Source organism: Aerococcus kribbianus (assembly GCF_026805545.1).
Taxonomy (GTDB): Bacteria; Bacillota; Bacilli; order Lactobacillales; family Aerococcaceae; genus Aerococcus; species Aerococcus kribbianus.
The window spans coordinates 204,927-227,856 of sequence record NZ_JAPRFR010000001.1 but is presented as its reverse complement, the minus strand read 5'-3'; the positions used below and the strand labels follow the sequence as shown (position 1 = coordinate 227,856).

At 39.1% G+C, this 22,930-nt stretch carries 18 protein-coding genes and 1 other annotated feature; of the genes, 16 read left to right on the top strand and 2 right to left on the bottom strand.

Features of this window, described 5'->3' with window-relative positions; all coding sequences use genetic code 11:
* The first annotated feature begins 17 nt into the window (after positions 1 to 17).
* From OW157_RS01070 to pnuC, 8 genes are all read left to right on the top strand, one after another.
* Complete coding sequence (locus OW157_RS01070; protein WP_268751484.1) at positions 18 to 605, top strand: xanthine phosphoribosyltransferase; 588 nt, start codon at positions 18 to 20, stop codon at positions 603 to 605.
* Positions 606 to 742: 137 nt separating this feature from the next.
* Positions 743 to 922: a 50S ribosomal protein L32 gene (gene rpmF / locus OW157_RS01065; protein WP_268751483.1), complete on the top strand. Its 180-nt coding sequence runs from the start codon at positions 743 to 745 to the stop codon at positions 920 to 922.
* Positions 923 to 1,342: 420 nt separating this feature from the next.
* Positions 1,343 to 2,755 carry an MFS transporter gene (locus OW157_RS01060; protein WP_268751482.1) on the top strand — a complete coding sequence of 471 codons (1,413 nt, stop codon included), beginning with the start codon at positions 1,343 to 1,345 and terminating at the stop codon, positions 2,753 to 2,755.
* A 142-nt stretch (positions 2,756 to 2,897) separates the two neighbouring features.
* Positions 2,898 to 4,400 (top strand): 4-alpha-glucanotransferase, encoded by a 1,503-nt coding sequence (gene malQ / locus OW157_RS01055; RefSeq protein ID WP_268751481.1) that lies wholly within the window; start codon positions 2,898 to 2,900, stop codon positions 4,398 to 4,400.
* A gap of 19 nt (positions 4,401 to 4,419) precedes the next feature.
* Positions 4,420 to 6,693, top strand: coding sequence for a glycogen/starch/alpha-glucan family phosphorylase (gene glgP, locus OW157_RS01050; protein ID WP_268751480.1), 2,274 nt, complete (start codon positions 4,420 to 4,422; stop codon positions 6,691 to 6,693).
* Positions 6,694 to 6,705: 12 nt separating this feature from the next.
* Positions 6,706 to 8,892, top strand: coding sequence for a PTS transporter subunit IIBC (locus tag OW157_RS01045; protein ID WP_268751479.1), 2,187 nt, complete (start codon positions 6,706 to 6,708; stop codon positions 8,890 to 8,892).
* 1 nt (position 8,893) lies between these two features.
* Positions 8,894 to 9,727: an endonuclease/exonuclease/phosphatase family protein gene (locus OW157_RS01040; protein ID WP_268751478.1), complete on the top strand. Its 834-nt coding sequence runs from the start codon at positions 8,894 to 8,896 to the stop codon at positions 9,725 to 9,727.
* A 131-nt stretch (positions 9,728 to 9,858) separates the two neighbouring features.
* Positions 9,859 to 10,551 carry a nicotinamide riboside transporter PnuC gene (pnuC, locus tag OW157_RS01035; protein WP_268751477.1) on the top strand — a complete coding sequence of 231 codons (693 nt, stop codon included), beginning with the start codon at positions 9,859 to 9,861 and terminating at the stop codon, positions 10,549 to 10,551.
* 6 nt (positions 10,552 to 10,557) lie between these two features.
* Here the strand turns inward: pnuC and OW157_RS01030 are convergent, their stop codons facing one another.
* Positions 10,558 to 11,460 carry a LysR family transcriptional regulator gene (locus tag OW157_RS01030; RefSeq protein WP_268751476.1) on the bottom strand — a complete coding sequence of 301 codons (903 nt, stop codon included), beginning with the start codon at positions 11,458 to 11,460 and terminating at the stop codon, positions 10,558 to 10,560.
* A gap of 260 nt (positions 11,461 to 11,720) precedes the next feature.
* Between OW157_RS01030 and OW157_RS01025 the strand changes: the two genes are divergently transcribed.
* The 7 genes from OW157_RS01025 to OW157_RS00995 all read left to right on the top strand — a co-directional run bounded on the left by OW157_RS01025 (position 11,721) and on the right by OW157_RS00995 (position 20,495).
* Positions 11,721 to 12,599 (top strand): MetQ/NlpA family ABC transporter substrate-binding protein, encoded by an 879-nt coding sequence (locus OW157_RS01025; RefSeq protein WP_268751475.1) that lies wholly within the window; start codon positions 11,721 to 11,723, stop codon positions 12,597 to 12,599.
* Positions 12,600 to 14,075, top strand: coding sequence for an amidase family protein (locus OW157_RS01020; RefSeq protein WP_268751474.1), 1,476 nt, complete (start codon positions 12,600 to 12,602; stop codon positions 14,073 to 14,075). It abuts the gene before it with no gap.
* A 350-nt stretch (positions 14,076 to 14,425) separates the two neighbouring features.
* Positions 14,426 to 16,201 (top strand): pyruvate oxidase, encoded by a 1,776-nt coding sequence (gene spxB, locus OW157_RS01015; RefSeq protein ID WP_268751473.1) that lies wholly within the window; start codon positions 14,426 to 14,428, stop codon positions 16,199 to 16,201.
* A gap of 279 nt (positions 16,202 to 16,480) precedes the next feature.
* Positions 16,481 to 16,710: a binding site (T-box leader), on the top strand.
* 61 nt (positions 16,711 to 16,771) lie between these two features.
* A complete protein-coding gene (locus tag OW157_RS01010) occupies positions 16,772 to 17,539 on the top strand; it encodes a gamma-glutamyl-gamma-aminobutyrate hydrolase family protein (protein WP_268751472.1) in 768 nt (255 codons plus the stop codon).
* Positions 17,540 to 17,567: 28 nt separating this feature from the next.
* Positions 17,568 to 18,596, top strand: coding sequence for an ABC transporter permease (locus tag OW157_RS01005; RefSeq protein ID WP_268751471.1), 1,029 nt, complete (start codon positions 17,568 to 17,570; stop codon positions 18,594 to 18,596).
* Positions 18,596 to 19,333 (top strand): ABC transporter ATP-binding protein, encoded by a 738-nt coding sequence (locus tag OW157_RS01000; protein ID WP_268751470.1) that lies wholly within the window; start codon positions 18,596 to 18,598, stop codon positions 19,331 to 19,333. Before OW157_RS01005 ends, OW157_RS01000 begins: the two co-directional genes overlap by 1 nt.
* A gap of 31 nt (positions 19,334 to 19,364) precedes the next feature.
* Positions 19,365 to 20,495 carry an ABC transporter substrate-binding protein gene (locus OW157_RS00995; RefSeq protein WP_268751469.1) on the top strand — a complete coding sequence of 377 codons (1,131 nt, stop codon included), beginning with the start codon at positions 19,365 to 19,367 and terminating at the stop codon, positions 20,493 to 20,495.
* A gap of 111 nt (positions 20,496 to 20,606) precedes the next feature.
* Here OW157_RS00995 and OW157_RS00990 read toward each other — a convergent pair whose 3' ends face one another.
* On the bottom strand, positions 20,607 to 22,109 hold the full coding sequence (locus tag OW157_RS00990; RefSeq protein WP_268751468.1) for an amidase family protein: 1,503 nt from the start codon (positions 22,107 to 22,109) through the stop codon (positions 20,607 to 20,609).
* A 174-nt stretch (positions 22,110 to 22,283) separates the two neighbouring features.
* Between OW157_RS00990 and OW157_RS00985 the strand changes: the two genes are divergently transcribed.
* The gene (locus OW157_RS00985) at positions 22,284 to 22,778 is read left to right on the top strand and encodes a nucleoside 2-deoxyribosyltransferase (protein WP_268751467.1); all 495 of its coding nucleotides are present in this window, start codon (positions 22,284 to 22,286) and stop codon (positions 22,776 to 22,778) included.
* Positions 22,779 to 22,930 lie beyond the last annotated feature (152 nt).

Here is a 22,930-nt window from a genome sequence, read left to right as displayed (position 1 = left end):
TAAATGGGGGATTCAATTTGGATAAGCTAGTAGAACGAATAAAATCTGATGGGACCGTCTTTCCTGGTGAAATTCTCAAAGTCGATAACTTTATTAATCATATGGTTGATCCAGAATTAATGGAAGAAATGGGTGAGGATTTTTACCAACATTTCCATGACAAAGAAGTGACCAAGGTACTTACGGCTGAAGTTTCTGGTATTGCAATTGCAACACCAGTGGCCAAGCGTTTCAAAGTTCCTATGCTTTTTGCCAAAAAATCCCAATCCTTAACCTTGGGTGGGAATGTTTATACCAGTCGGATTTATTCTTATACCAAGGAACAACACTTTAATTTAAGAGTGAGTAAGGACTTTCTCTCTGCTGATGATAAGGTATTAATTATTGATGATTTCTTAGCTAACGGAGAAGCTTTATCAGGTTTAGTTGATCTTTGCCAACAAGCTGGGGCTGAAGTAGCTGGTATTGGCATTGCCATTGAAAAATCTTTTCAAGCGGGAGGCGAAAAGTTCCGTCAAGCTGGTTTTGACATATACTCACAAGCCGTAATTGTCGGTTTTACCGATGACCAAGTCATTTTTGCCGGAGAAGAAGACAAGGACTAGACATTTTAATTTAGTTCTTATATAATGATAATATTTCCGCCATTTATCTGAATTTCTTATTGACAAATACTAGTGTAGAAGTTATATTAGATAATGGACATTTCGCTGATAAGCGATAGAGTAAGGAGGGTATAGGAATGGCAGTACCAAAACGTAGAACATCTAAAACAAGAAAGCGTAAAGGTTTAACCCATTATAAATTAGGTAAAGCTCCTATTTATAGAGATCCTGAAACTGGCGAATTTCGTCGTCGTCACCATGTGGCAGCAGACGGAACTTATAAAGGTCGTCAAGTGATCAATAAAGAAGAAGAATAAATTAATTTTATTAAGTGATGGTGAGCATTTATTGCTTACATCCTAAGTGAGACTGGGCTAGTCCCAGTCTTTTTTTGTGCACAGGTTTTTTTTACCAAGAAATAGAGGGCGAGCAAAAAGCTAAATCATTATTTGCAATAATTGTTGTGTGCAATATTTGCGACTTCTCATTAAAAAGCCTTGTTTCTAGTCTTGAGTAACACAAAAATGAGAGAAATTACTTAAATTTGTCAAAATTTAAGTTGGTAAAATGGATAAAATCCCTTTTATTTCAACTATTTTTAAATAAAAGCAAAATTTACAAAAAAAATTACTAGAAACCGGTTTCCTTTTTGTGAAAAATGTATTATAGTAGTAGCTGTACTATTCAAACGTTTGCAATTGTAGCTATATTTTATATATTCTAAGGAGGAAAAAATAATGAGTGAACAAGCGGGGAAAAATAAATTAAAGGTGACCCGTCCTTTTGGGATTAAGGACCAATTAGGTTATATGATAGGGAATATCGGTAACGATTTAACCTTCTTCTTGGCCTCAAACTTCTTTATGGTTTTCTATACAAATGTCATTGGGGTATCAGCAGCTATCGTTGGTAACTTATTTGGTATTGCACGTCTTGTCGATGCTTTTACTGATGTTTCGATGGGGGCTATCGCTGATAATAGTAAAACCACACCAGTGGGTAAATTCAAACCTTGGTTAAAACGGATGGCATTCCCAGTTGGGATTATTTCTGCTCTAATGTATAACTACTTTATTTCTGATTGGAACATGTCCGCTAAAATCGTTTATATGTCCATAACTTACCTACTATGGGGGTCAATCTTCTATACTTCAATTAACATTCCTTACGGATCATTGGCTTCAGTAATCTCTGGTAAATCAGAAGATCGGGCGAGCTTATCAACTTTCCGTTCAATCGGTTCAACTCTAATCCAATTCTTACTTGGTGTTTTGGTGCCAGCTGTTACTTATACCACTAGCGGGGAAGTAATGGGTTCTCACTTTACTATGTTAGCTATTGTCTTAGGTTTACTAGCGGCTGTCGCTTACCTAATTTGTTATAATATGGTTCAAGAACGGGTACAATTACCGCAAAATGACGAAGGATTTTCATTGAGTGAATTCTTCGGTGAACTTGCTCAACTAATTAAAGACCGTGGATTCCTAGCCCTTATGTTCTCTACAATGTTTGTCTTGGCAGGTATGATTTCTCTTAGCCAGTTGATGCAATACATGTTCTTGGATTACTTCCAAAACACTAACTACCTAAAATTAGCGACAGCTGGATTAACAATTGCTGGTCTAGTGGCTGCACCATTTGTTTCAACTTTAACGCGTCGTTTTGGTAAAAAAGAAGCAGGAGCTGCTTCGTTGATTGGTACTGGATTAATTTACATTGTGACTAATTTCCTAAACATTGAAGATCCATTTATCTTCTCCCTAATCGTTATTTTAGCAGGTATTGTTTTAGGTTACTACATGATGGCAATGTACTCATACGTTACTGACGTTATCGATGATTTCCAAATCAAATACCATGAACGTAAGGACGGAACAATCTATGCGGTTTATTCCTTTACACGTAAGGTAGGACAAGCTTTGGCAGGGGTACTTGCTGGTAACATGTTACAATGGATTGGCTATGTTTCTGGTCAAAATGTTACTCAAACACCAGAAGTAACTCAAAGTATCTATAATGTTGGTACCTTATTACCAGGTGGATTATTCTTAATCGCTGGTTTAATCTTAGCCTTTATGTATCCATTAAATAAAAAACGTGTTAACGAAAACGTGGAAACAATTGCTAAAATTCAAGCAGAAGAAAACTAATAATCAAAAAGTGAAAATTATAATGAAGAGGCCGGGACTTTTGTTCTGGTCTTTTCTTTTTTATTGATAAATAAACTGCAACCGATTGCAGTATGGTAATATATCCGCTATAATAAACGAGAATGAATAAAAGGAGGAACTTATGCAACGAACAAGTGGTGTATTAATGCACATAACTTCGCTTCCTAATGACTATGGCATTGGCTCATTTGGTCAGGAAGCTTATCATTTTGTTGATTTTCTGCAAGCAAGTAAACAGAGTTACTGGCAAATCCTGCCCCTAACGACGACATCTTATGGGGACTCTCCTTATCAATCATTTTCCGCCTTTGCAGGCAATACGCATTTGATTGATTTAGATTTACTCGTTTCTCAAGGCTATTTGCATGAAGACGATCTTAGGGACCTAGCTGCTTATGATGACCTCGATCAAGTAGATTATGCCTTTATCTTCTACAAACGCCGTCCTGTTTTAGAAAAGGCAGTCGCCAATTTCCGTGACCAGGAAGGTACAGAAAGCTTAGAATTTAAAACTTTTATATCCGATAATGCAAACTGGTTGGATCCTTTTGTCGAATATATGACTGTTAAGGAAAATTTTGATCTTAATGCGTGGTATGAATGGCCTGACAAGTATAAGTATTACCAAGAAGCCATTATTAATGACTTTATGGCTGAACATCAAGACCAAGCAGACTACCATTATGTCACCCAATTTTGGTTTTTCCAACAATGGCAAGCCTTAAAATCTTATGCCAATCAAAAGGGCATTCAAATCATCGGCGATATCCCGATTTACGTGGCTGCTGATAGTGTCGAAATGTGGCAGACACCAGAATTGTTTAGGGTAGATGATGCCTTTAACCCTATTGATGTGTCTGGTGTTCCACCTGATGCTTTTACAGCAGATGGTCAATACTGGGGCAACCCAATTTATGATTGGGAATATATGCAGAAAACGGGTTATCAATGGTGGATTCAACGCATCTCTGAAAGTTTTAAACTTTATGATGTGGTAAGAATTGATCATTTCCGCGGTTTTGAATCATTCTGGTCAGTGCCATTTGGATCGCCAACAGCAGCTTATGGCCGTTGGGAAAAGGGCCCAGGCAATGATCTTTTTGACCATGTTGAAGCGGCTCTTGGTGAATTAAATATTATAGCTGAAGACTTAGGTTATATGACCCAAGAAGTCATCGATATGCGAGAGGCAACGTGCTATCCTGGTATGAAAATCTTGCAATTTGGCTTTAATAATGACCCAAACAACCAAGATTTGCCTCATCATTATAGTCACAATACTGTTGCTTATGTCGGAACCCACGATAATGAAACAGCTGAGGGGTGGTACCAAGACACAGCTAGTCAAGCGGAACGTGACCAAGTGGATGCTTATCTCAACCGTCGTTCGAATGAAACAGCTTCTCAGGCTTTAAATCGTGGTATAGCAGCATCAGTATCTGATGTTGCCATCTATCAAATGCAAGATTTACTTGGCCTCGGTAACGAAGCGCGAATGAATACCCCATCTACTATTGGCCAAAATTGGAAGTGGCGGATGCGACCAGGAGCAATTGACCAAGAACTTGTAGATTATCTAAAACAATTAACAGAAATTTATTGCCGTAAGCCAGAAGACCAATAAAATAGTATAGGAGGATTCTATGACACAATTAGATACTTTAGCGCAAGACAAATTTAATCGCGACTTGGCTGATTTAGAACAACCGGAAGTTTATAAACTTTTACTCGATTTAATTGCCAAAAAGGTGGACCAAATGCCACTTTTTTCTGGAAAGAAAAAGATTTATTATTTTTCAGCTGAGTTTTTAATAGGTAAATTATTATCTAATAATTTATTAAACTTGGGTATTTATGACCAAGTCAAGGCTGAACTCGACCAAGCAGGCTTCAACATAGAAGAAATTGAAGATGAAGAAAATGAACCTTCCCTAGGAAATGGGGGACTAGGTCGATTAGCCGCTTGCTTCATTGATTCTATTGCGAGTTTAGGTCTTCCAGGTGATGGCGTTGGTTTAAATTATCATTTTGGACTATTCCAACAGTACTTTGAAGACAACCAACAACAATATCGTCCAGATACTTGGTTGGACCAAGAGAATTTCTTAAAGAAATCTGATAAGCATTTCCAAGTCCCTTTTAAAGATTTCACGCTGACATCTTCCTTATATGATATTGCTGTTTTGGGTTACCAACAAGACAAGCATAATCGTTTACGTCTTTTTGATTTAGATACTGTCGATTCCAGTATTATTGAAGACGGTAGTATTTCTTTTGATAAAACTGATATCGAGAAGAATCTTACCTTATTTTTATACCCTGATGATTCCGATGCGGATGGTGAAAAATTACGGATTTACCAACAATACTTCATGGTTTCTAACGGCGCCCAATTATTGATTCAAGAAGCAATCGAACGTGGCTCTAATATTCATGACCTCGCTGATTATGCTGTGGTACAAATTAATGATACCCATCCCACTCTAATCATACCTGAGTTGATTCGTCTTTTAACCACTGACCATGGTTTAGATTTTATGGAAGCAGTAAAAATTACCAGTCAAATGGTTGCTTTTACCAACCATACAATTTTGGCAGAAGCCTTAGAAACATGGCCAATGAATTATTTAGAATCTGTGAGTCCAGAAATTGCCGATATCATTCGTAAATTAGATAGCATTATCAAAGAATCCTATCCAAACCAAGCCAGTGTGCAAATTATTGATGAGAATGATACGGCTCATATGGCTTCCATTGCTATCCATTTTGGGTTCTCAACTAATGGGGTGTCACAACTACATACAGATATCCTTAAACAATCTACTCTTAAGGACTTTTATGAACTTTACCCTGATGAGTTCCATGGCTTAACTAACGGCATTACTTTCCGACGTTGGTTAATGGATGCTAATCCTGAATTAAGTGCATTATTAGACCGCGTCATTGGTGAGGAATGGCGACAAGATTCTGATTTATCTGAATTAATGAATTACCAAGAAGACGACCAAGTTTTATCCGAATTTAGCCAAGTCAAACATGCCAACAAAGAAGCCTTGGCTCATTTCTTACAAGACCACCAAGGAGTGAGCATCAATACTGATTCTATTGTTGATGTGCAAGTGAAAAGGATTCACGAGTATAAACGCCAACAAATGCTGGCCCTTTATATCATCCACAAATATCATGATATAAAGGCTGGTAATAAACCAGAAACACCAATTACTATTATTTTCGGAGGTAAAGCAGCTCCTGCTTATACTATCGCCCAAGATATCATTCATTTAATTTTATCCTTGTCCGAATTAATTGCTAATGACCCTGAGGTTAGCGACTACTTACAAGTGGTCTTTGTTGAAAACTATAATGTGACGGCAGCTCGTTATTTATTTACCGCGGCTGATATTTCGGAACAAATTTCCTTGGCATCTAAAGAAGCTTCTGGGACTGGAAATATGAAATTTATGGTCAACGGAGCCGTTACCCTAATGACTTTAGATGGCGCTAATGTAGAGATTGCAGACCGTGTAGGTCAAGACAATGTCTATATCTTTGGTAAAGAAGCGCAAGAAATTGTGCGTCTATATGATGAAGAAGATTATGTTGCTCGTGACTACTATGAACAAGCAGCAATTAAACCATTAGTCGACTTTATTGTTAGCGATGAATTATTAGCTATTGGAAATTCTGAACGCCTTAATCGTCTACACCAAGATATGATTAATAAGGATTACTTTATGGCCTTAATTGATCTAGAAGAATTTATTGCCATCAAAGAAAAAATGTATGCCGATTATCAAGACGAAAAAGCTTGGCGTAAGAAAGGCTTAATTAATACAGCCCAAGCCGGTTTCTTCTCTTCTGATCGGGTAATTAATGAATATAATGATCAAATTTGGCATGTCCAAGTCGATGATTAGGAGGAGAAAGAAATGAAGAAACTGTTCAATTTTGAATTTTGGCAAAAATTTGGGAAGGCTTTAATGAGTGTGATTGCGGTTATGCCCGCAGCCGGGATTATGATAAGTCTTGGTTCAGCCATTCCTTTGATTGCGCCAGATATGGCACTTTTAGCTCAAATTGGGGATATTATTTCTCAAATTGGTTGGGCAATTATTGGTAACTTGCATATTTTATTTGCCGTTGCTATTGGTGGCTCTTGGGCCAAAGACCGTGCTGGTGGGGCTTTTGCTGCTTTGATTTCATTTATTTTAATTAACCGTTTAACCGGTGCTTTCTTTGGTATTTCTCAAGATATGTTGGCTGACAACTCAGCTGTCGTCCATAGTCTCTTTGGACAAGAGTTAAATGTGTCTACTTACTTTATCTCTGTATTAGAAGCACCTGCCTTAAACATGGGGGTATTTGTTGGGATCATTGCTGGTTTCCTAGGGGCCTTAGCCTACAACAAATACTACAATTATCGGAAGTTACCGGAAGTCTTATCATTCTTTAATGGGAAACGTTTTGTGCCTTTCGTAGTCATTTTATGGTCCTTTATTGCGGCTATTGTTTTATCTATCGTATGGCCATTTATCCAAGGTGGAATTAATAGCTTTGGGGTTTGGTTGGCCAATTCCCAAGACCAAGCTCCATTCTTAGCACCGTTCTTATATGGTTTCTTGGAACGTTTGCTATTACCATTTGGATTGCACCATATGTTAACTATCCCAGTAAACTACACGGCCATGGGAGCTACTTATGTCATTCAAACAGGCGCAGATATGGGAACGACTGTTTACGGCCAAGATCCATTATGGTTGGCTTGGGCTCAAGACTTAGCGAACTTCAGAAATGCTGGCGATATGTCTGCTTATGAAAACTTATTAAGTACAGTTACACCTGCTCGTTTTAAGGTAGGGCAAATGATTGGTACAACGGGTATCTTAATGGGTGTTGCTTATGCCATGTACCGCAATGTCGATGAAGATAAAAAATCTGCCTATAAATCAATGTTTATTTCTACTGCAGCATCAGTTATTTTAACGGGGGTATCTGAACCTTTAGAATTTATGTTTATGTTTGTGGCGATGCCACTTTACCTCGTTTATGCCGTTATTCAAGGTTTAGCCTTTGCCGTAGTTGACCTGATTCCTATCCGCGTGCATTCATTCGGTACAATTGAATTCTTGTCTCGGATTCCATTATCTTTAAATGCAGGCTTAGGCCAAGATTTGATTAACTTTGTCTTAGTAACTATTGTTTTTGGTATCGTTTCTTATTTCATTGCCAATTGGATGATTCGTCATTTCAACTACGGTACTCCTGGACGTAATGGAAACTACGATGATTTCAATATGGCTAATACCGGCGAAGCTGCTGCTAGCAATGAAACCGTTGATGCCGATAAACAAGTGACTAATATTATTAACCTACTAGGTGGACCAGATAATATTGATGCAGTAGATGCTTGTATGACACGTCTCCGTGTTGATGTGAAAGATCCACAACTAGTAGGAACAAAAGAACAATGGCAGAAAGTTGGTGCCAAATCCTTATTAGTAAAAAATGGTGGGGTTCAAGCCGTGTATGGTCCTAAGGCAGATATTCTAAAATCAGATATCAATGATGTTTTAGATACTGGCCAAGCCATTCCACCTTTAGACTTACCTCAAGCGGGTAGCAGTCAAGAAGCCACACTAGCCGATGAAAGTGACCAAACTATTGTTGAAGAGTTTTATAGTCCTGCTCAAGGTCAAGCTATGGCGATTTCAGAAGTCAAAGATGACGTCTTCTCACAAAAAATGATGGGTGACGGTTATGCTGTCCAACCTAGCGATAATGAAATTGTTTCTCCAGTTAAAGGTGAAATTATTCAAGTCTTCCATACTAAACATGCGATTGGTATCAAAACAGATGGTGGTACTGATATTCTAGTGCATATGGGCTTGGATACAGTCGAACTTGAAGGCAAACCATTTGAAATTCTAGTTTCCGAGGGTGATATCGTTGATGGTGGTCAACCAATTGCTAAGATGGACTTAAAAGCGATTGAAGAAGCTGGCAAAGCTACTACGATTGTGGTCGCTTTAACCAATAATGACAACAAGGATGCCATTCGCCTTGAGCATAAAGGACAGGTAGAAAAAGGCCAAAACTTAGGGGAATTTGAGGGATAGTATGAAACTATTAACTTTAAATGCTCATTCTTGGTTGGAAGATCAACAAGAAGATAAAATAAAGGTCTTACTTGATTTTATCTTGGATCAGGAGATTGATTTTGTTTGCTTGCAAGAAGTCAACCAAAATTTAACGAGTCCCGTCGAAAAAGATCCCTTACATTATATGCCAGTGGATAACTATTTTGATGTACCAATCCGAGAAGATAATTTTATCTTGACCCTAGTTAAAGACTTAGCTCAAAGAGGACATGACTATTATTGGTCGTGGGTACCTGCCCATTTATCTTATGGAAAAATGGACGAAGGGGTAGGGGTTCTTGCTAAAGAACCCTTCCTTGCCCATGAAGTCCCCACATCTACTTTGGTCGATTATCGTGACTTCCATACCCGTCGTGTCTTAAGAGCCCGTTTCGACGATTTAGATATTTATAGTGTTCACTTCTCACGTTGGGATGACCAATGGGAAGACACTTCCTTTAAAGGCGAATGGTTAGGATTCAAAGATCACTTAGATTCTGAGCGGCTAACTATTCTAGCAGGTGATTTTAATAATGATAGTCAAGTCAAAGACCAAGGCTATGACTTCATCCAAAAGACCTTGCCTTATCTAAAAGATTCTTACTATATTAGCTCTAGAACTAAGGGAAACATTACCGCCCCCGGTGACATTGCTGGATGGGATGGTAACCAGGATAATAAGCGAATCGACTATATCTGGTTGAGTCAAAAACTCGCAGCTCATGAACATCGTGTTGTTTTTACTGGTCAAGAAGAGCCGATTGTGTCTGATCACTTTGGTATTTATTTGACCTTTGATTATAACGACAATTAAGTAATAAATAAGCCTAGAAATCGACTCAGTGTCGTTTTCTAGGCTTTTATTCTTGTATAAATTGGCTTTGCCTTACTGATAAGAACTTGATAGAATAAAGGAGATAAAACGCTTTATTTGGGGGAGATAAGATGAAGTTGAAAAACTATTTTACACGTTTTGAGCTATTTCTATGGTTGGGATCCTTAGCTTTAATTATTGGCTCAGCGATAATCTTCCCTGGTCAGCACCCGCTAACTGTCATTGCTGCAGTAATTGGTGTGACCGCTATTATCACTGGGGCTAAAGGCAATCCTTTATCTAAGGTATTAATGATTATTTTTTCTTTGTTTTATGGCTATATTTCTTGGACCTTTGACTATTATGGGGAAATGATTACCTATCTAGGCATGACTGGTCCTATGGAAGCTTTTGCCTTATACACTTGGCTTAAGAATCCTTTTGAAGAGGGCAAAGTTGAAGTCCGAGTCAATCAACTATCCAAACGAGAGCTCATATTCATTCTACTCCTATCTGCTGTGGTTGCCTTAATATTTTATCCTATCCTCGCTTTTTTCAACACCGAGAATTTAATTCCCTCAACAATCTCGGTGCTAACAAGTTTCTTAGCGGTTTTCCTTACTTATCGGCGAAGTGAATACTTTCCCTTGGCTTATGCTTCCAATGATTTAGTCTTAATTTGTCTATGGGCCTTAGCCAGTTTAAGTAATCGTGCTTACCTCTCTGTTGTGATATGTTTTCTGGTTTTCTTTGTCAATGATATGTACTCTTATTTATCTTGGGCCCGTATGCGGCAACGACAACGTTACCGTCAAGAAAATTAAAGGGTATCAGCCAATAACAATTTTCTCCAATTCAACTATAAAGTCTTCGGCAATGGGGTTAAGGATGTGGTGATTATTGGTGATATAGCCAATTTCAATTTGCTCCTCAGACTCAATTGGCCGGGCCACAATCTCCGCACCATTCAAATCTTGATTAATAATCCCAGAAGAAATGGTATAACCATTTAAACCAATAATCAGGTTGAAAATTGTCCCTCGGTCTGAAACGATAATCGATTTATCAGTATCAAAGTCACCAAGGACCTCTTCCCAATAGTAGAATGAATTATGTCGACCCTGTTCAAAGTTTAATCTTGGATAGGGTTTTAAATCCTCTAAGGTGATTTTTTCTTTATTGACTAGGGGGTGTTTATACCAAATAAAAACATGGGGTTGGGTCACAACCATCGAATGAAAGGTCAGATCATTGTCTGCAATATTGTTTTCAATCACTCGTTTATTATAGTTAGATTTATAGAGAATTCCCACTTCTGATTTCAGATTAGCCACATCCTCAATCACCTCAAAGGTCCGCATTTCTTTTAGGGTGGCCTGATATTTGTCACTAGCATTTTTCTTGAGCATATTGATAAAGGCATCAACCACAAAAGGATAATGTTGCGAGGCCACGGAAAAAATTTGTTTAGGCTGATCTTTATGGGAATAGCGACGTTGGAGCAAGGCCATCTGTTCTAAAACTTGGTTGGCATACTGTAAAAACTCTTCACCATCACTGGTTAAACTAATTCCCGTTGAGGTTCGGGTAAAGAGAATGACCCCTAAACTTTCTTCTAATTTTTTCATGGCATTGGATAAGGAAGGTTGGGAAATAAATAGTTTTTCGGCTGCCCGGGTTAGTGAATTCTCTTGGGCGACCACCAAAAAATATTGTAAATCATCGATGCGCATGGAAAGCCTCCTTTGCTTTGTTGAATCTAGTTTACCATAAAAAGGGTGCGACAAAGTCTTTAAGAACAGAAGCCTTGGACCAAGTCTTGGATGAAATACGGGAGCTCCTAAGGCATATTTGTAGCCCACACTTTGGTGTTTAAGGGGTATGGAGACATAATTCATTATTAGCATATATTTGTATACAATTGGGGCTATTAATTATTGGGCATTGGGCTTACACTAGAAAGAGACCATAAAGAAATTTAAGGGAGGATTTTATGAAGAAATTATCAAAAAAATATTTAGTATTACTTATTGTTTTACTGATGGCCTTATCTGCTTGCCAAAAAGAAGAAAAAGTTTATAAAATTGGCGTGGTATCTGACCGGGCAGAAGAAATTTGGGATTTTGCCTTGGAAGACTTATTGGAAGAAGCCGACTATGATGTAGAAATTGTCCAATTTTCCGATTATGTTCAGCCTAATGTGGCTCTATCAGAGGGATCGATTGATGCGAATGGTTATCAATATTACACCTTCCTCTATGATTATATGCAGTCTTCTGGGGACGACCTTTATCCCTTGGGTTACCTGTCTGCTGAACCCTTGGGAATTTGGTCAACAGATGCCATTCAAAGTAAGGAAGACATTCCTGAAAATGCGCAAATCGCGGTCATCAATGACCCAGTTAATTATGGAAATGCCTTAATTATGCTGGCTGATGTTGGTTTGCTCACTCTAAAGGAAGACGCTCCTCTCGTTCCAAGTGAAAACGATATTGAATCAACCTACAAAAACTTGGAAATAGTCCCCATGGAAGCAGGTGCCATCCCTAGAGCCTTGGGTGATGTACCTTTAATTTTAAGTGGGGCAACGGCAACGACTGAATATGGATTGAAAAATTCAGACGCCTTATACTTCCAAGACATGGAGAATTCTAGCTCTAACTTACGGTTAAACTTTGTCGTTCGTGATGAAGATAAGGAAAATGAAGACCTAAAGGAAATTTTAGCTGCCTACCAACGCCCTGAAGTCGTGGAATTTGCTAATGAAACTGGAGCAGGAGACTTTTATCCCGCCTGGAATAACGATGATATCCCTAGCCAAGACATGCAAACTTATATTGATTACGTCAATTCAAAGGACAAGGAGGATTAAATGATTGATTACCGAAATTGGGATGCTACTGCTACTGCCCAAGCCATCAAAGCAGGACAAATCACTCCCTATGAAGCGGTAAAAGCTGCCATTGACCAGGTTGAGCGCTTAAATAAGGACTATAATGCTGTTTCTTTTCTCTATAAGGAAGAAGCCTTATCCCAAGCGAAGATGATGACAGATTTTTCACCACCATTTGCAGGTGTTCCTATCTTGCTTAAAGATGCCGGTCAAGACTATGCTGACCATCCGTCTACCTTGAGTTCAAGCTTATTAAAGGATCACTTAGCTGCAGTCAACTCGCATTTTGTCGATGATATTATTAAGGCAGGATTTATCATTATCGGCCATACTAATGCGCCTGAATTTGCTTTGAAGTTTATCTCAGATTCTCATTATCGTGGCACGGTTCCTAACCCACGAAACAGGGACTACCATGCAGGTGGGTCTAGTGGTGGAGCAGCTACGGCCCTTGGATTAGGCATGGTCCCTATTGCTGCTGCATCTGATGGGGGCGGCTCTATTCGCATTCCTGCTTCATTTTCAGGTTTAATTGGTTTAAAACCTAGTCGCGGTCGCACCGCATCAGGACCGGCTTCGTATCGGTCTTGGGCTGGCGCAGCAATTGATTTCGCCTTAACCCAGTCGGTTAGAGACACAGCAAATTTTCTCATGGCCATGCAGAGTCAAGACCATGATGCCATGCCGTTTCGACTCCCAGCGCTAAGCCAAGACGAGTTGATAACAGCGAAGCAGGGGGTAAAAGACTTACGTATCGCTTACACGACAGATAATTTTATTGACGATGCTCTTTCCCAAGAAGCCATCCAAGCCGTGGAAACAACTGCCGAACACCTTAAAGCAGCTGGTTTTAATGTAGAAAAAGTTCATTTGACAATTTCTGGGAATGACTTAATCAGAGGTTATTATGTCATGAATGCAGTGGAACAAAGTAAGGCTTTCCACCAACTCGGCCAAGCAAGGGGGCACCAAATTAAACGAGGAGAGGTGGAAGATACGGCTTATCTATTAGCTGAGTACGGTAAATATATCCCTGCTTGGGAATATTCACAGGTTTTTGATCAATGGGACCACTTGGCGGCTAAGTTTCAAGCCTTCCATGAAAAATTTGACTTCTTGCTCCAACCAGCCACAGCTAAAGCGGCTCCTAAAATAGGTCAAACCACTATAAGGGAAGACTTATTGGCCCAGTGCAAGGACTTTTCTGTTTTGGGAAGAGAAGAATTAGAAGAATTAATTCTCCAAGCCTTATTACCAGGAACCTATTATGCCCCCTATGCCTATATTTATAATTTGACAGGACAACCAGCCATCTCCTTACCTCTACATAAAACGAAAGCAGGTCTACCATTTGGACTCATGTTTTCAGCCAGGAGAGAAGGGGAGGCTGACCTGTTAGCTATAGCTGATTATTTAGAGTGTCACAATTACTTTATGGGTGACTACTCCATATAAACAGCTGTCTACAGCTGTTATAAAGCAATCTCTAATACAAAAATTGTATGTAAAAATACGCGACTTTAAGCTTTGTTTTTATCAATTTTTCAAACTAAAAATGAGGTAAAAGACTTAGGTATTTGATAAAAACCCTTTGGTATCAAGGGGTTATCATATTTAAGAACTAGATATTGAAGAAATAAGAAAATAAAATTAATACATTTTTTGTTCTTGTTTAACCTGTGCTAGTCTAATTCGCAATCTGTTATAGTAATTTTATGGCTATTTCGTTTGCAAAAAACTTAAAATATGTTACGATTTTATCGATGTGAATTACAATAAATGTCTATAAGGAGGACGACTTACTAATGAGTCAAAAGACAATTCCTGCTTCTGCAGCGGCCTTAAACGTACTTAAAACTTGGGGTGTGGATACAATTTATGGTATCCCTTCTGGTACACTAGGTTCTTTAATGGATGCTCTTGCAGAAGACAAGGATATTCAATTCCTACAAGTTCGCCATGAAGAAATTGGTGCTCTTGCTGCTGTCATGCAACATAAGTTTGGAGGCCCTCTAGGGGTTGCAGTTGGTTCTGGTGGACCAGGTGCCACTCACTTAATTAATGGGGTTTATGATGCAGCGATGGATAACACGCCATTCTTAGCTATCCAAGGTTCTCGTCCAAATGAAGAGCTAAACCTAGATGCTTTCCAAGAATTAAACCAAAACCCAATGTACTCAGGTATCGCTGTATATAACAAGCGTGTAGCTTACCCTGAACAATTGCCTAAGGTTGTAGACGAAGCGGCGCGTGCTGCCATTGCTAACAAGGGACCTGCTGTGATTGAAGTGCCTGTTAACTTTGGTTGGGTAGAAATCCCTGAAGACTCTTACTATGGTTCTGGATCTTACCAACGTCCATATATTCCATCTGCCTTGAATGACGAAGATATCAACCAAGCTGTTGATTTATTGAACAAGGCTGAACGTCCAGTCATCTATTCTGGATTTGGTGCTAATGGTGCTGGTGACATCGTAACTGAATTAGCTCACAAAATTAAAGCACCAATCATCACAACTGGTAAGAACTTTGATGCCTTCGAGTGGGATGAAGAGGCCTTAACAGGATCTGCTTACCGTGTGGGTTGGAAACCAGCCAATGAAGTAGTCTTTGAAGCAGACACTGTTCTATTCCTTGGCTCTAACTTCCCATTCTCTGAAACTTATTCAACCTTCAAGAATGTTGACAAGTTCATCCAAGTTGATTCTGACCCACATAAATTAGGTAAACGTCATGCCTTAGATGCTGCAATCTTAGGTGACGCTAAGGAAGCTGCCCAAGCAATCTTGGATAAGGTTGACCCAGTAGAAGAATCTGCTTGGTGGAATGCCAGCATTAAGAACAATCAAAACTGGCGTGACTACATGAATAAACTTGAAGGTAAAACTGAAGGAGAATTACAGTTATACCAAGTTTATAATGCAATCAACAAGTATGCGGATGACGATGCCATTTACTCTATTGATGTTGGTAACTCAACACAAACTTCAATTCGTCACTTGCACATGAATCCTAAGAATATGTGGCGAACTTCTCCATTATTCGCAACAATGGGGATTGCTCTACCAGGTGGTATTGCAGCCAAGAAGGATAATCCAGACCGTCAAGTATGGAACATCATGGGTGATGGTGCCTTCAATATGACCTACCCAGACGTAGTGACTAACGTCCAATATGACTTACCAGTAATCAATGTGGTCTTCTCAAACACTGAATATGCCTTCATTAAGAACAAATATGAAGACACTAACAAACACTTATTCGGTACTGACTTTATTGATGTGGACTACGCTAAGATTGGGGAAGCTCAAGGTGCTGTTGGCTACACTGTAACTCGTATCGAGGACATGGATGACGTGATGCGTCAAGCAGTTGAAGACAATAAGAACGGTAAGACAGTTGTTATTGATGCTAAAATCACTCATGACCGTCCAATTCCAGTAGAAGAATTGCGTCTTGATCCGAAAGCAGCTTCTGAAGAAGAAATCAAAGCTTTCAAAGAAAAATACGAAGCTGAAGATTTAGTCCCATTCCGCTTCTACTTAGAAGAAGAAGGATTAGAATCACGCGCAATTAAATAAAATAAGTAGCTTTCCTGCTTGAAAAACAAATAAAACCCTGTAAATAGGCTGTAAGGCTTATTTGCAGGGTTTTTTAATTTTACCCAATGATAAGTATGACTGCTAACACCGTTATTTTTCCGTTGAGTCATATTCGCATGCTTGCACTTAAGCCATTTCACATTTAACTATTTTAGAAAATTGTGTCACGATTAAGCTTTGAAATAATTAATCTTGAAATTTCTTGAGCAATTGCGTTGCTTTTCTATTAAAAATATATTAAAGTATTCACATAACGAACTAAAAGCTGAGATGAGAAGAGTAACCATAGCCAATCTTTACAGAAAGTCTGCAAGCTGAGAACAGACAAGAACAGTTAGGTGAAAGTGCACTCGGAGCTATCGACTTGTGCAAGCAAGTCGATCGGTTAATAACCGTTAAACCATTGAGTTAGTAATCATAACTCATGAGACTCTACCCGTGAGGGTAGGGTGAATAAGGGTGGAAACACGACAACCTTCGTCCCTTTGATAACATCCAGTGTTATCAAAGGAACGGAGGTTTTTTATTTTATAGAAAGGAGCGCTTGATATGACAAAACCAATTATCGGTGTCACAAGTGGTGAAAATACCCTGTTCACGACTGACACCTTTAAGGGAAGTAATTCCTCATATACTTTAACTAATGTAACCGATGCCATATTGAAGGCGGGCGGTATACCTGTGATTATTCCAATCCATGACCCCCAGCTTTCTAGCCATTATATTGCCTCAGTTGACGGCTTATTATTGGCGGGAGGAGCAGATGTGTGTCCCTCATGGTATGGCCAAAGTCAATCCAGTAAATTAGGCACTGTCGATCAGGCGCGTGACCAACGTGAGCTAGCCTTGATTGAAGCTGCTATTGACCAACATCTTCCCATTCTTGGTATCTGCCGTGGTTTGCAAATTATGAATGTTTATTTGGGAGGTAGCCTCTATCAGGATCTATCTGAAAGTTCAAATAAGGTACTCTCTCACAATCAAATTGAGAGAATGGGAGATTTGGTTCATGATTTGACATTAGATCGTCACTCTCAAATGCATCACTTATTGGGCCAAAGTTCTAGAGTGAATTCCATTCACCACCAAGCAATTGACCAACTAGGACAAAGTCTTGAGGTTACCGCCTGGTCCTCTGACCAAGTGATTGAAGCAGTCGAATCAACTTCTGAAGAACTTGATTTCTTAGGGGTTCAATACCATCCTGAAAGCTTAGTAGAGACTTATCCAGATCATTTAGCCATTTTTACTGATTTGATGGCACGTGCCATGCAACATAAGACTAATCAAGTTAGTCATAAATTTATTTATTCATAGTTATCTATAATGAAAAAGGAGCTTAGCAATGGTCACAAAACAACAAAAGTCAGAAGCAAAGCTAGATCTTAGCTCTGCCGATCTACAAGAATTGGAGAAAAAGGAAAAAACTCCTTTGGAAAAACAATTAGACAAAGTCATTTGTTTTCTCCCATTTTTGATGACAATTATTCATTTATTGGAGTATCTCTATATTCCTAATTATCCTGGTAATCAAAATACCTTTACCTATGTTTATTTTCTTGGGGCATTCGCCATTTATTACCTCATTCGCGGATTATTGGCCATGTTTAATAACAAGCAGTTCAAACGTTGGCGCTATAAGGCACCCCTACAAACTTTGATTTTCTTTTTATTAATGGTTTATGATATTTTGACCTTAAAGACAGCAACCCTTTTATTACCCTATTTTCCCTGGGTAGATCAATTAATTAACGCGATTCTATCCGATTGGTCATTTCTAATGGAATCAACGACATCGTCCCTATCCCTTTTATTTCAAGGTTTTATATTGGGGGCAATTGTTGGTTTACTATCAGGAATTCTATGTGGTTATTTTGAAAAGACAAATTATTGGATCTCTCCCTTTGTTACGGTAATTGGGTCAATTCCAACCACAACTTGGATTCCTATCGTCATGGTCCTAGCCGCCTCACTCAGAAATGGGGCATTGTTTGTCATTTCTTTAGGGGTTTTCTTTGCTTTACATAATGCTAGTTTTGCTGGTGTCCGTTCCATTGACCGTGAATACTATGAAGTCGCCAAAACCTTAGGCGCCGAGCAAAGGCAATTGATGACTTCAATTACGATTCCTGCTATTTTGCCCAATGTATTCACAGGACTTATCCAAGGAATGTCTACCGCCTGTACCTCATTAATCGTAGCTGAAATGATGGGTGTAGAGTCTGGTTTGGGATTCTATATTACCTGGCAAAAAAATTGGGCCCAATACGATAAGATGTATGGTGGCATATTAGTAATCTGTATCATGTTTCTAGCTGTTCACTTTGTGTTGAAATTAATTGAATCACATTTATTGAAATGGAAGGATGCCTAATGACAAAGCTTAATTTAAATCAAGTCTACAAAGCTTTTCCCACGAGTGACAATAAAATCAATTGGGCTCTAGAAGATATCTCTTTATCAGCCCAAGAAAATGAGTTTATTTGTATAGTGGGACCATCGGGATGTGGGAAATCAACAATTTTACGAATGATTGCTGGTTTAATTCCTCAAACCCGAGGAGATATTACACTTAACGGACAAGAAATTCTTGAACCTTCTGCAAATATTGGTTTGGTATTTCAGAATGCCACATTGTTTCCTTGGCGGACGGTTAGAGATAATATTGCTTATAGCCAAGATATGAACAAAAACCATGATGACCAAGCCGTTAATGACCTTATTGATTTGATTAATTTATCAGGTTATGAAGACTATTATCCGCGGCAGTTGTCAGGGGGGATGGCTCAACGGGTGAGTTTGGCCCGTACTATGATTAACCAACCAGAAGTTTTCTTATTAGACGAACCCTTAGGTGCCTTGGATGCCTTTACTCGTGCCAATCTACAGGACTCCCTATTAGAACTCTGGCAAAACAACCGTAATTTGATGATAATGGTGACCCATGATGTGGAAGAAGCTGTCTATATGGCTAGTAAGGTTGTAGTTATGAAACCACATCCAGGTCGCATCAGTCGAGTGGTTGATATCGACATGGACTATCCCCGTCGTCGCACCAGCCAAGCCTTTTCTGATTACCGACGCGAAATTATTGAGGAATTAAATTTTTAATTTAATTTAATATTATATAGGAGGAATAGTAATGAAGAATAGATTGGGTAAGTATTTATTTTTGGGTTCAGCAGCCTTTGTCTTAGCGGCATGTAATACATCAATCCAAAAAAGCCAAGACCAAGGGGCCAGTCAAAATAATACGCAGGAACAAGTAGAAACCGGCGAGCAAGAATCAGCTGGAGGTACAAAAGCTGTCGCCTTAGCTGATTATGATGTAGACGATGACGAAGCTTGGAAAAAAGAACCCGCATATGGACAAAGTATTCAATTAGTGTCGTCAACAGGTTGTACTGCGCCAATCAACGTGGCAGAAACTATGGGCTTCTATGAAGATGAGGGACTTAAGGTAGAAACCGTTGAAACCCCACAAACTTCAATTGATGCCGTTGGAACGGGTCAAGCCGCTATCGGAATTGGTTTAATCGCCCCAACCTTAATCCCTATGATTAACGGTGTCAATGCTCAATACTTAGGCCCTGCCCACACAGGATGTAAGGCACTTTATGTTGCCGCTGACTCCGATGTTGAAAGCTCTGCTGACTTGGAAGGAGCTAAAATCGGTATCCACGGTGGCTTAGGAGAGAGTGATCATAATGTTGGTTTACGTTTCTTTGAAAATGCGGGTGTAGATACAGATTCAATTAATTGGGTCTCCACCGATGTTTCTGCTTCACCACAAGCCATTGCTAATGGTGAACTTGACGGAGGAATCTATGACGAAAACATGGCCGACCCTTACGTCAAAGATGGTAGCTTGAAGAAAATTGAATCAACCACAACTTCTGAAGACTTCAAAGATGAAGTATGCTGTGCCTACTATGTCAACAAGGATTTTGCCCGTGAAAACCCAATTACTACTAAGAAATTAACCCGGGCCATCTATCGCGCTAATGCTTGGGCAGAAGAAGATTCTAAATCTTATATTGATTATCTCTATGAACAAGACTTCTTAACCGGTGATTATGACATTGGTTTCAATTTTATTGATAAATTAAATTACCATCCAAGCCAAGATCAAATGTCCGCTACAGTCAAGGAAATTACTGCTGACTACCAAGCACTAGGGATTGTTGATGATAGCGTCGATGTTAATACCTTATATGAGCAATTATATGCTCCAGTAGGTCTTGAAATTAGCGACTTTACAGAAGGCGCTTAAGACTGTAAAGGGCGGGGGCTAAATTAATCCTTACCTTGCTAAATAGACAATAAAAACTCCCCTTAAGTAGCTAGCTTAGGGGGAGTTTCTATGTCTACAAATGTTTATATATTAATTTTCTTTTATCGCTTGAAGACTTTGATCCTCTAAAAGGTTATTTTCGGCAAATAATTTGCCTACTTGTAGGAGCTCATAGTCAGCTCCCATTTTCCCAATGACTTGAAGACCGCGACTCATTTGTCCAGTTTGTGGTTTTATGGGTAAGGAGATGGCCGGATGACCAGAAATATTTAACCACTGGCTATAAGGGGTTCGTAAATAATAATGGTCAAAGGCCGCTTGCACGACTTGTTTTTGGTCGGTGATTGAAAGATCATCGATATCCCTAATCTTAGCTAGGAGAGCATTTGAAAGTGGTAAATCTTCATTAGCCATAGCTGAGCCAGCTGTGCTTGGTGTGAGTAAGACATCATAATGTCCAAAGAGTTCTTCAAGCGCTTTATAAATTTCATTGGCACTTTGCCTTAATTCTACATAGGTAAAGGCAGGGAGTTGGGGCCCAAGTTTATAGGCCAACCAGGTTAGAGGATCCACTGAATCAAAGGAAATTTTTTCTGGGTGAGCGATGAAATGGGTTAGAGCGTAGCCAGTTTCGACTAATAAACAGTGGTAATAACGAGTTAAAATTTCTCTGCCATCTAAGTCTAAAGTCACTTTATCCACTTGGGCCCCAAGATTTTGCAAACCACTTATGCCTTTATCAATTAAGTCTTTACTTGCTTGGTCTAGATTTTTCCCAAATAAATCCTGGTCTAAATAAGCCACACGAAGAGGTTTGTCTGGAAGGGTGAGAGCTGACTCACTAATAGGGATTAAGGCCTTATCGCCATCTTCACCCCGGCCTTGACACGCCTTTAAGAAGGCAAAACTATCTTCAATAGATTTGCTTAAGACAAAATTAACCCCTAAATTGTTTAATGAGTGGTATAAGGTTTGGCCATCAGCAATGCGGCCTTGACTTGGCTTAAGACCAATCAACCCACAATCTGAGGCAGGAACGCGAATGGAACCACCCGCGTCAGATGCCCCAGCAATGGGAACCATACCAGACTTAACAGCGGCTGCAGCACCGCCTGACGACCCACCAGGATTATAGTTAGCTTTTAAAGGATGACGAACCGTTCCATAGTAAGATGAATCAGAGACAGTTTTTAAGCCAAACTCAGGAACATTAGTCCGACCAACAATGATAAAACCGGCTGCTAAAACCTTCTTAGTATAAGGAACAGTGGCTGCAGCCAAATTGTCATGCGTAATTTGCGCACCATCAGTGCTAGGAAAGCCGGCTAAATTTTGCCCCAAGTCTTTTAATAAGAAGGGGACACCAAAAAAGGGCGGTAGCTTTTGACGCTCAATGGCACTTAAATTCTCAAGTTTTTTATCATAATCCTTCGCTAATTGCCGAGCATAATCAAAAAAATAATGGTTAACGGCATTTAATTGAGGGTTTAAGGTTTCGATATTTTCAATAGCCATTGCCACCAAGTCACTAGGTAAGTAATGACCATCCTTTATTTTCTGGGCATAATAGCGGGCATCTTGGTTAAATAACATGAAAAGACTTCCTTTCAATATAAAAAGTATTCCTATCTTTGTTTCGATTTTACCATGAAACAGCTAGTAATAATATAAAGAGTATCAAGTGAGGCCCATAAATAATAAAATGGCATTGAATCCTTGCCATCAGACTTTTATAATGAAGACAGTAAAAAATAAAGGAGTTTTACCATGACAAAAATTTACTTGGCTTCCTCAAACTATAATGACCAACAATCGCAATGGGTGGATGCTGCAAAAGAAGCCTTGGCACAAAACCCCACAGTTGATGTGGTTCACAATCCTTGGGACAACCAATACAAGGACGCGTCCTTTGACGATACCACAGGAATGTTTGGCTCCTTGGAATGGCAAATGAAAACCTATCAAAATGATAAAAATGCTATGGGTACAGCTGATATCGGAGTGTTTCTAGTTGATGTTGACCAAAAAGACGAGGGCGTTAATATGGAGCTTGGTTTTATGTCAGCCTGTCATAAACCTGCCATTTTAGTTTTTCTATCAGAACAAGATACCCTAGAAAAAGACTTCCATGTCAATCTTATGGTGGCCCAAGCCGGTACTTATTTCATTAATTCTGATATTGCTAGCCTAGCCACTTACAACTTTGATTGCTTAAAATCTAACACCATAGAAGACTTAGGCGAAAATTTCTTAGTCATTTAAGCCATGTTAAAACTCAGTCATAAAGTTGGAGCTCATCGCTCCAGCTTTTTTTCTTTACACTGAAATATAATTTCTTAAAATATTTAAGATAATAGAAATACTATTCCACAAAGAAATGAATTGTGGTAAAATGTTTTTGTAAACGATTACAA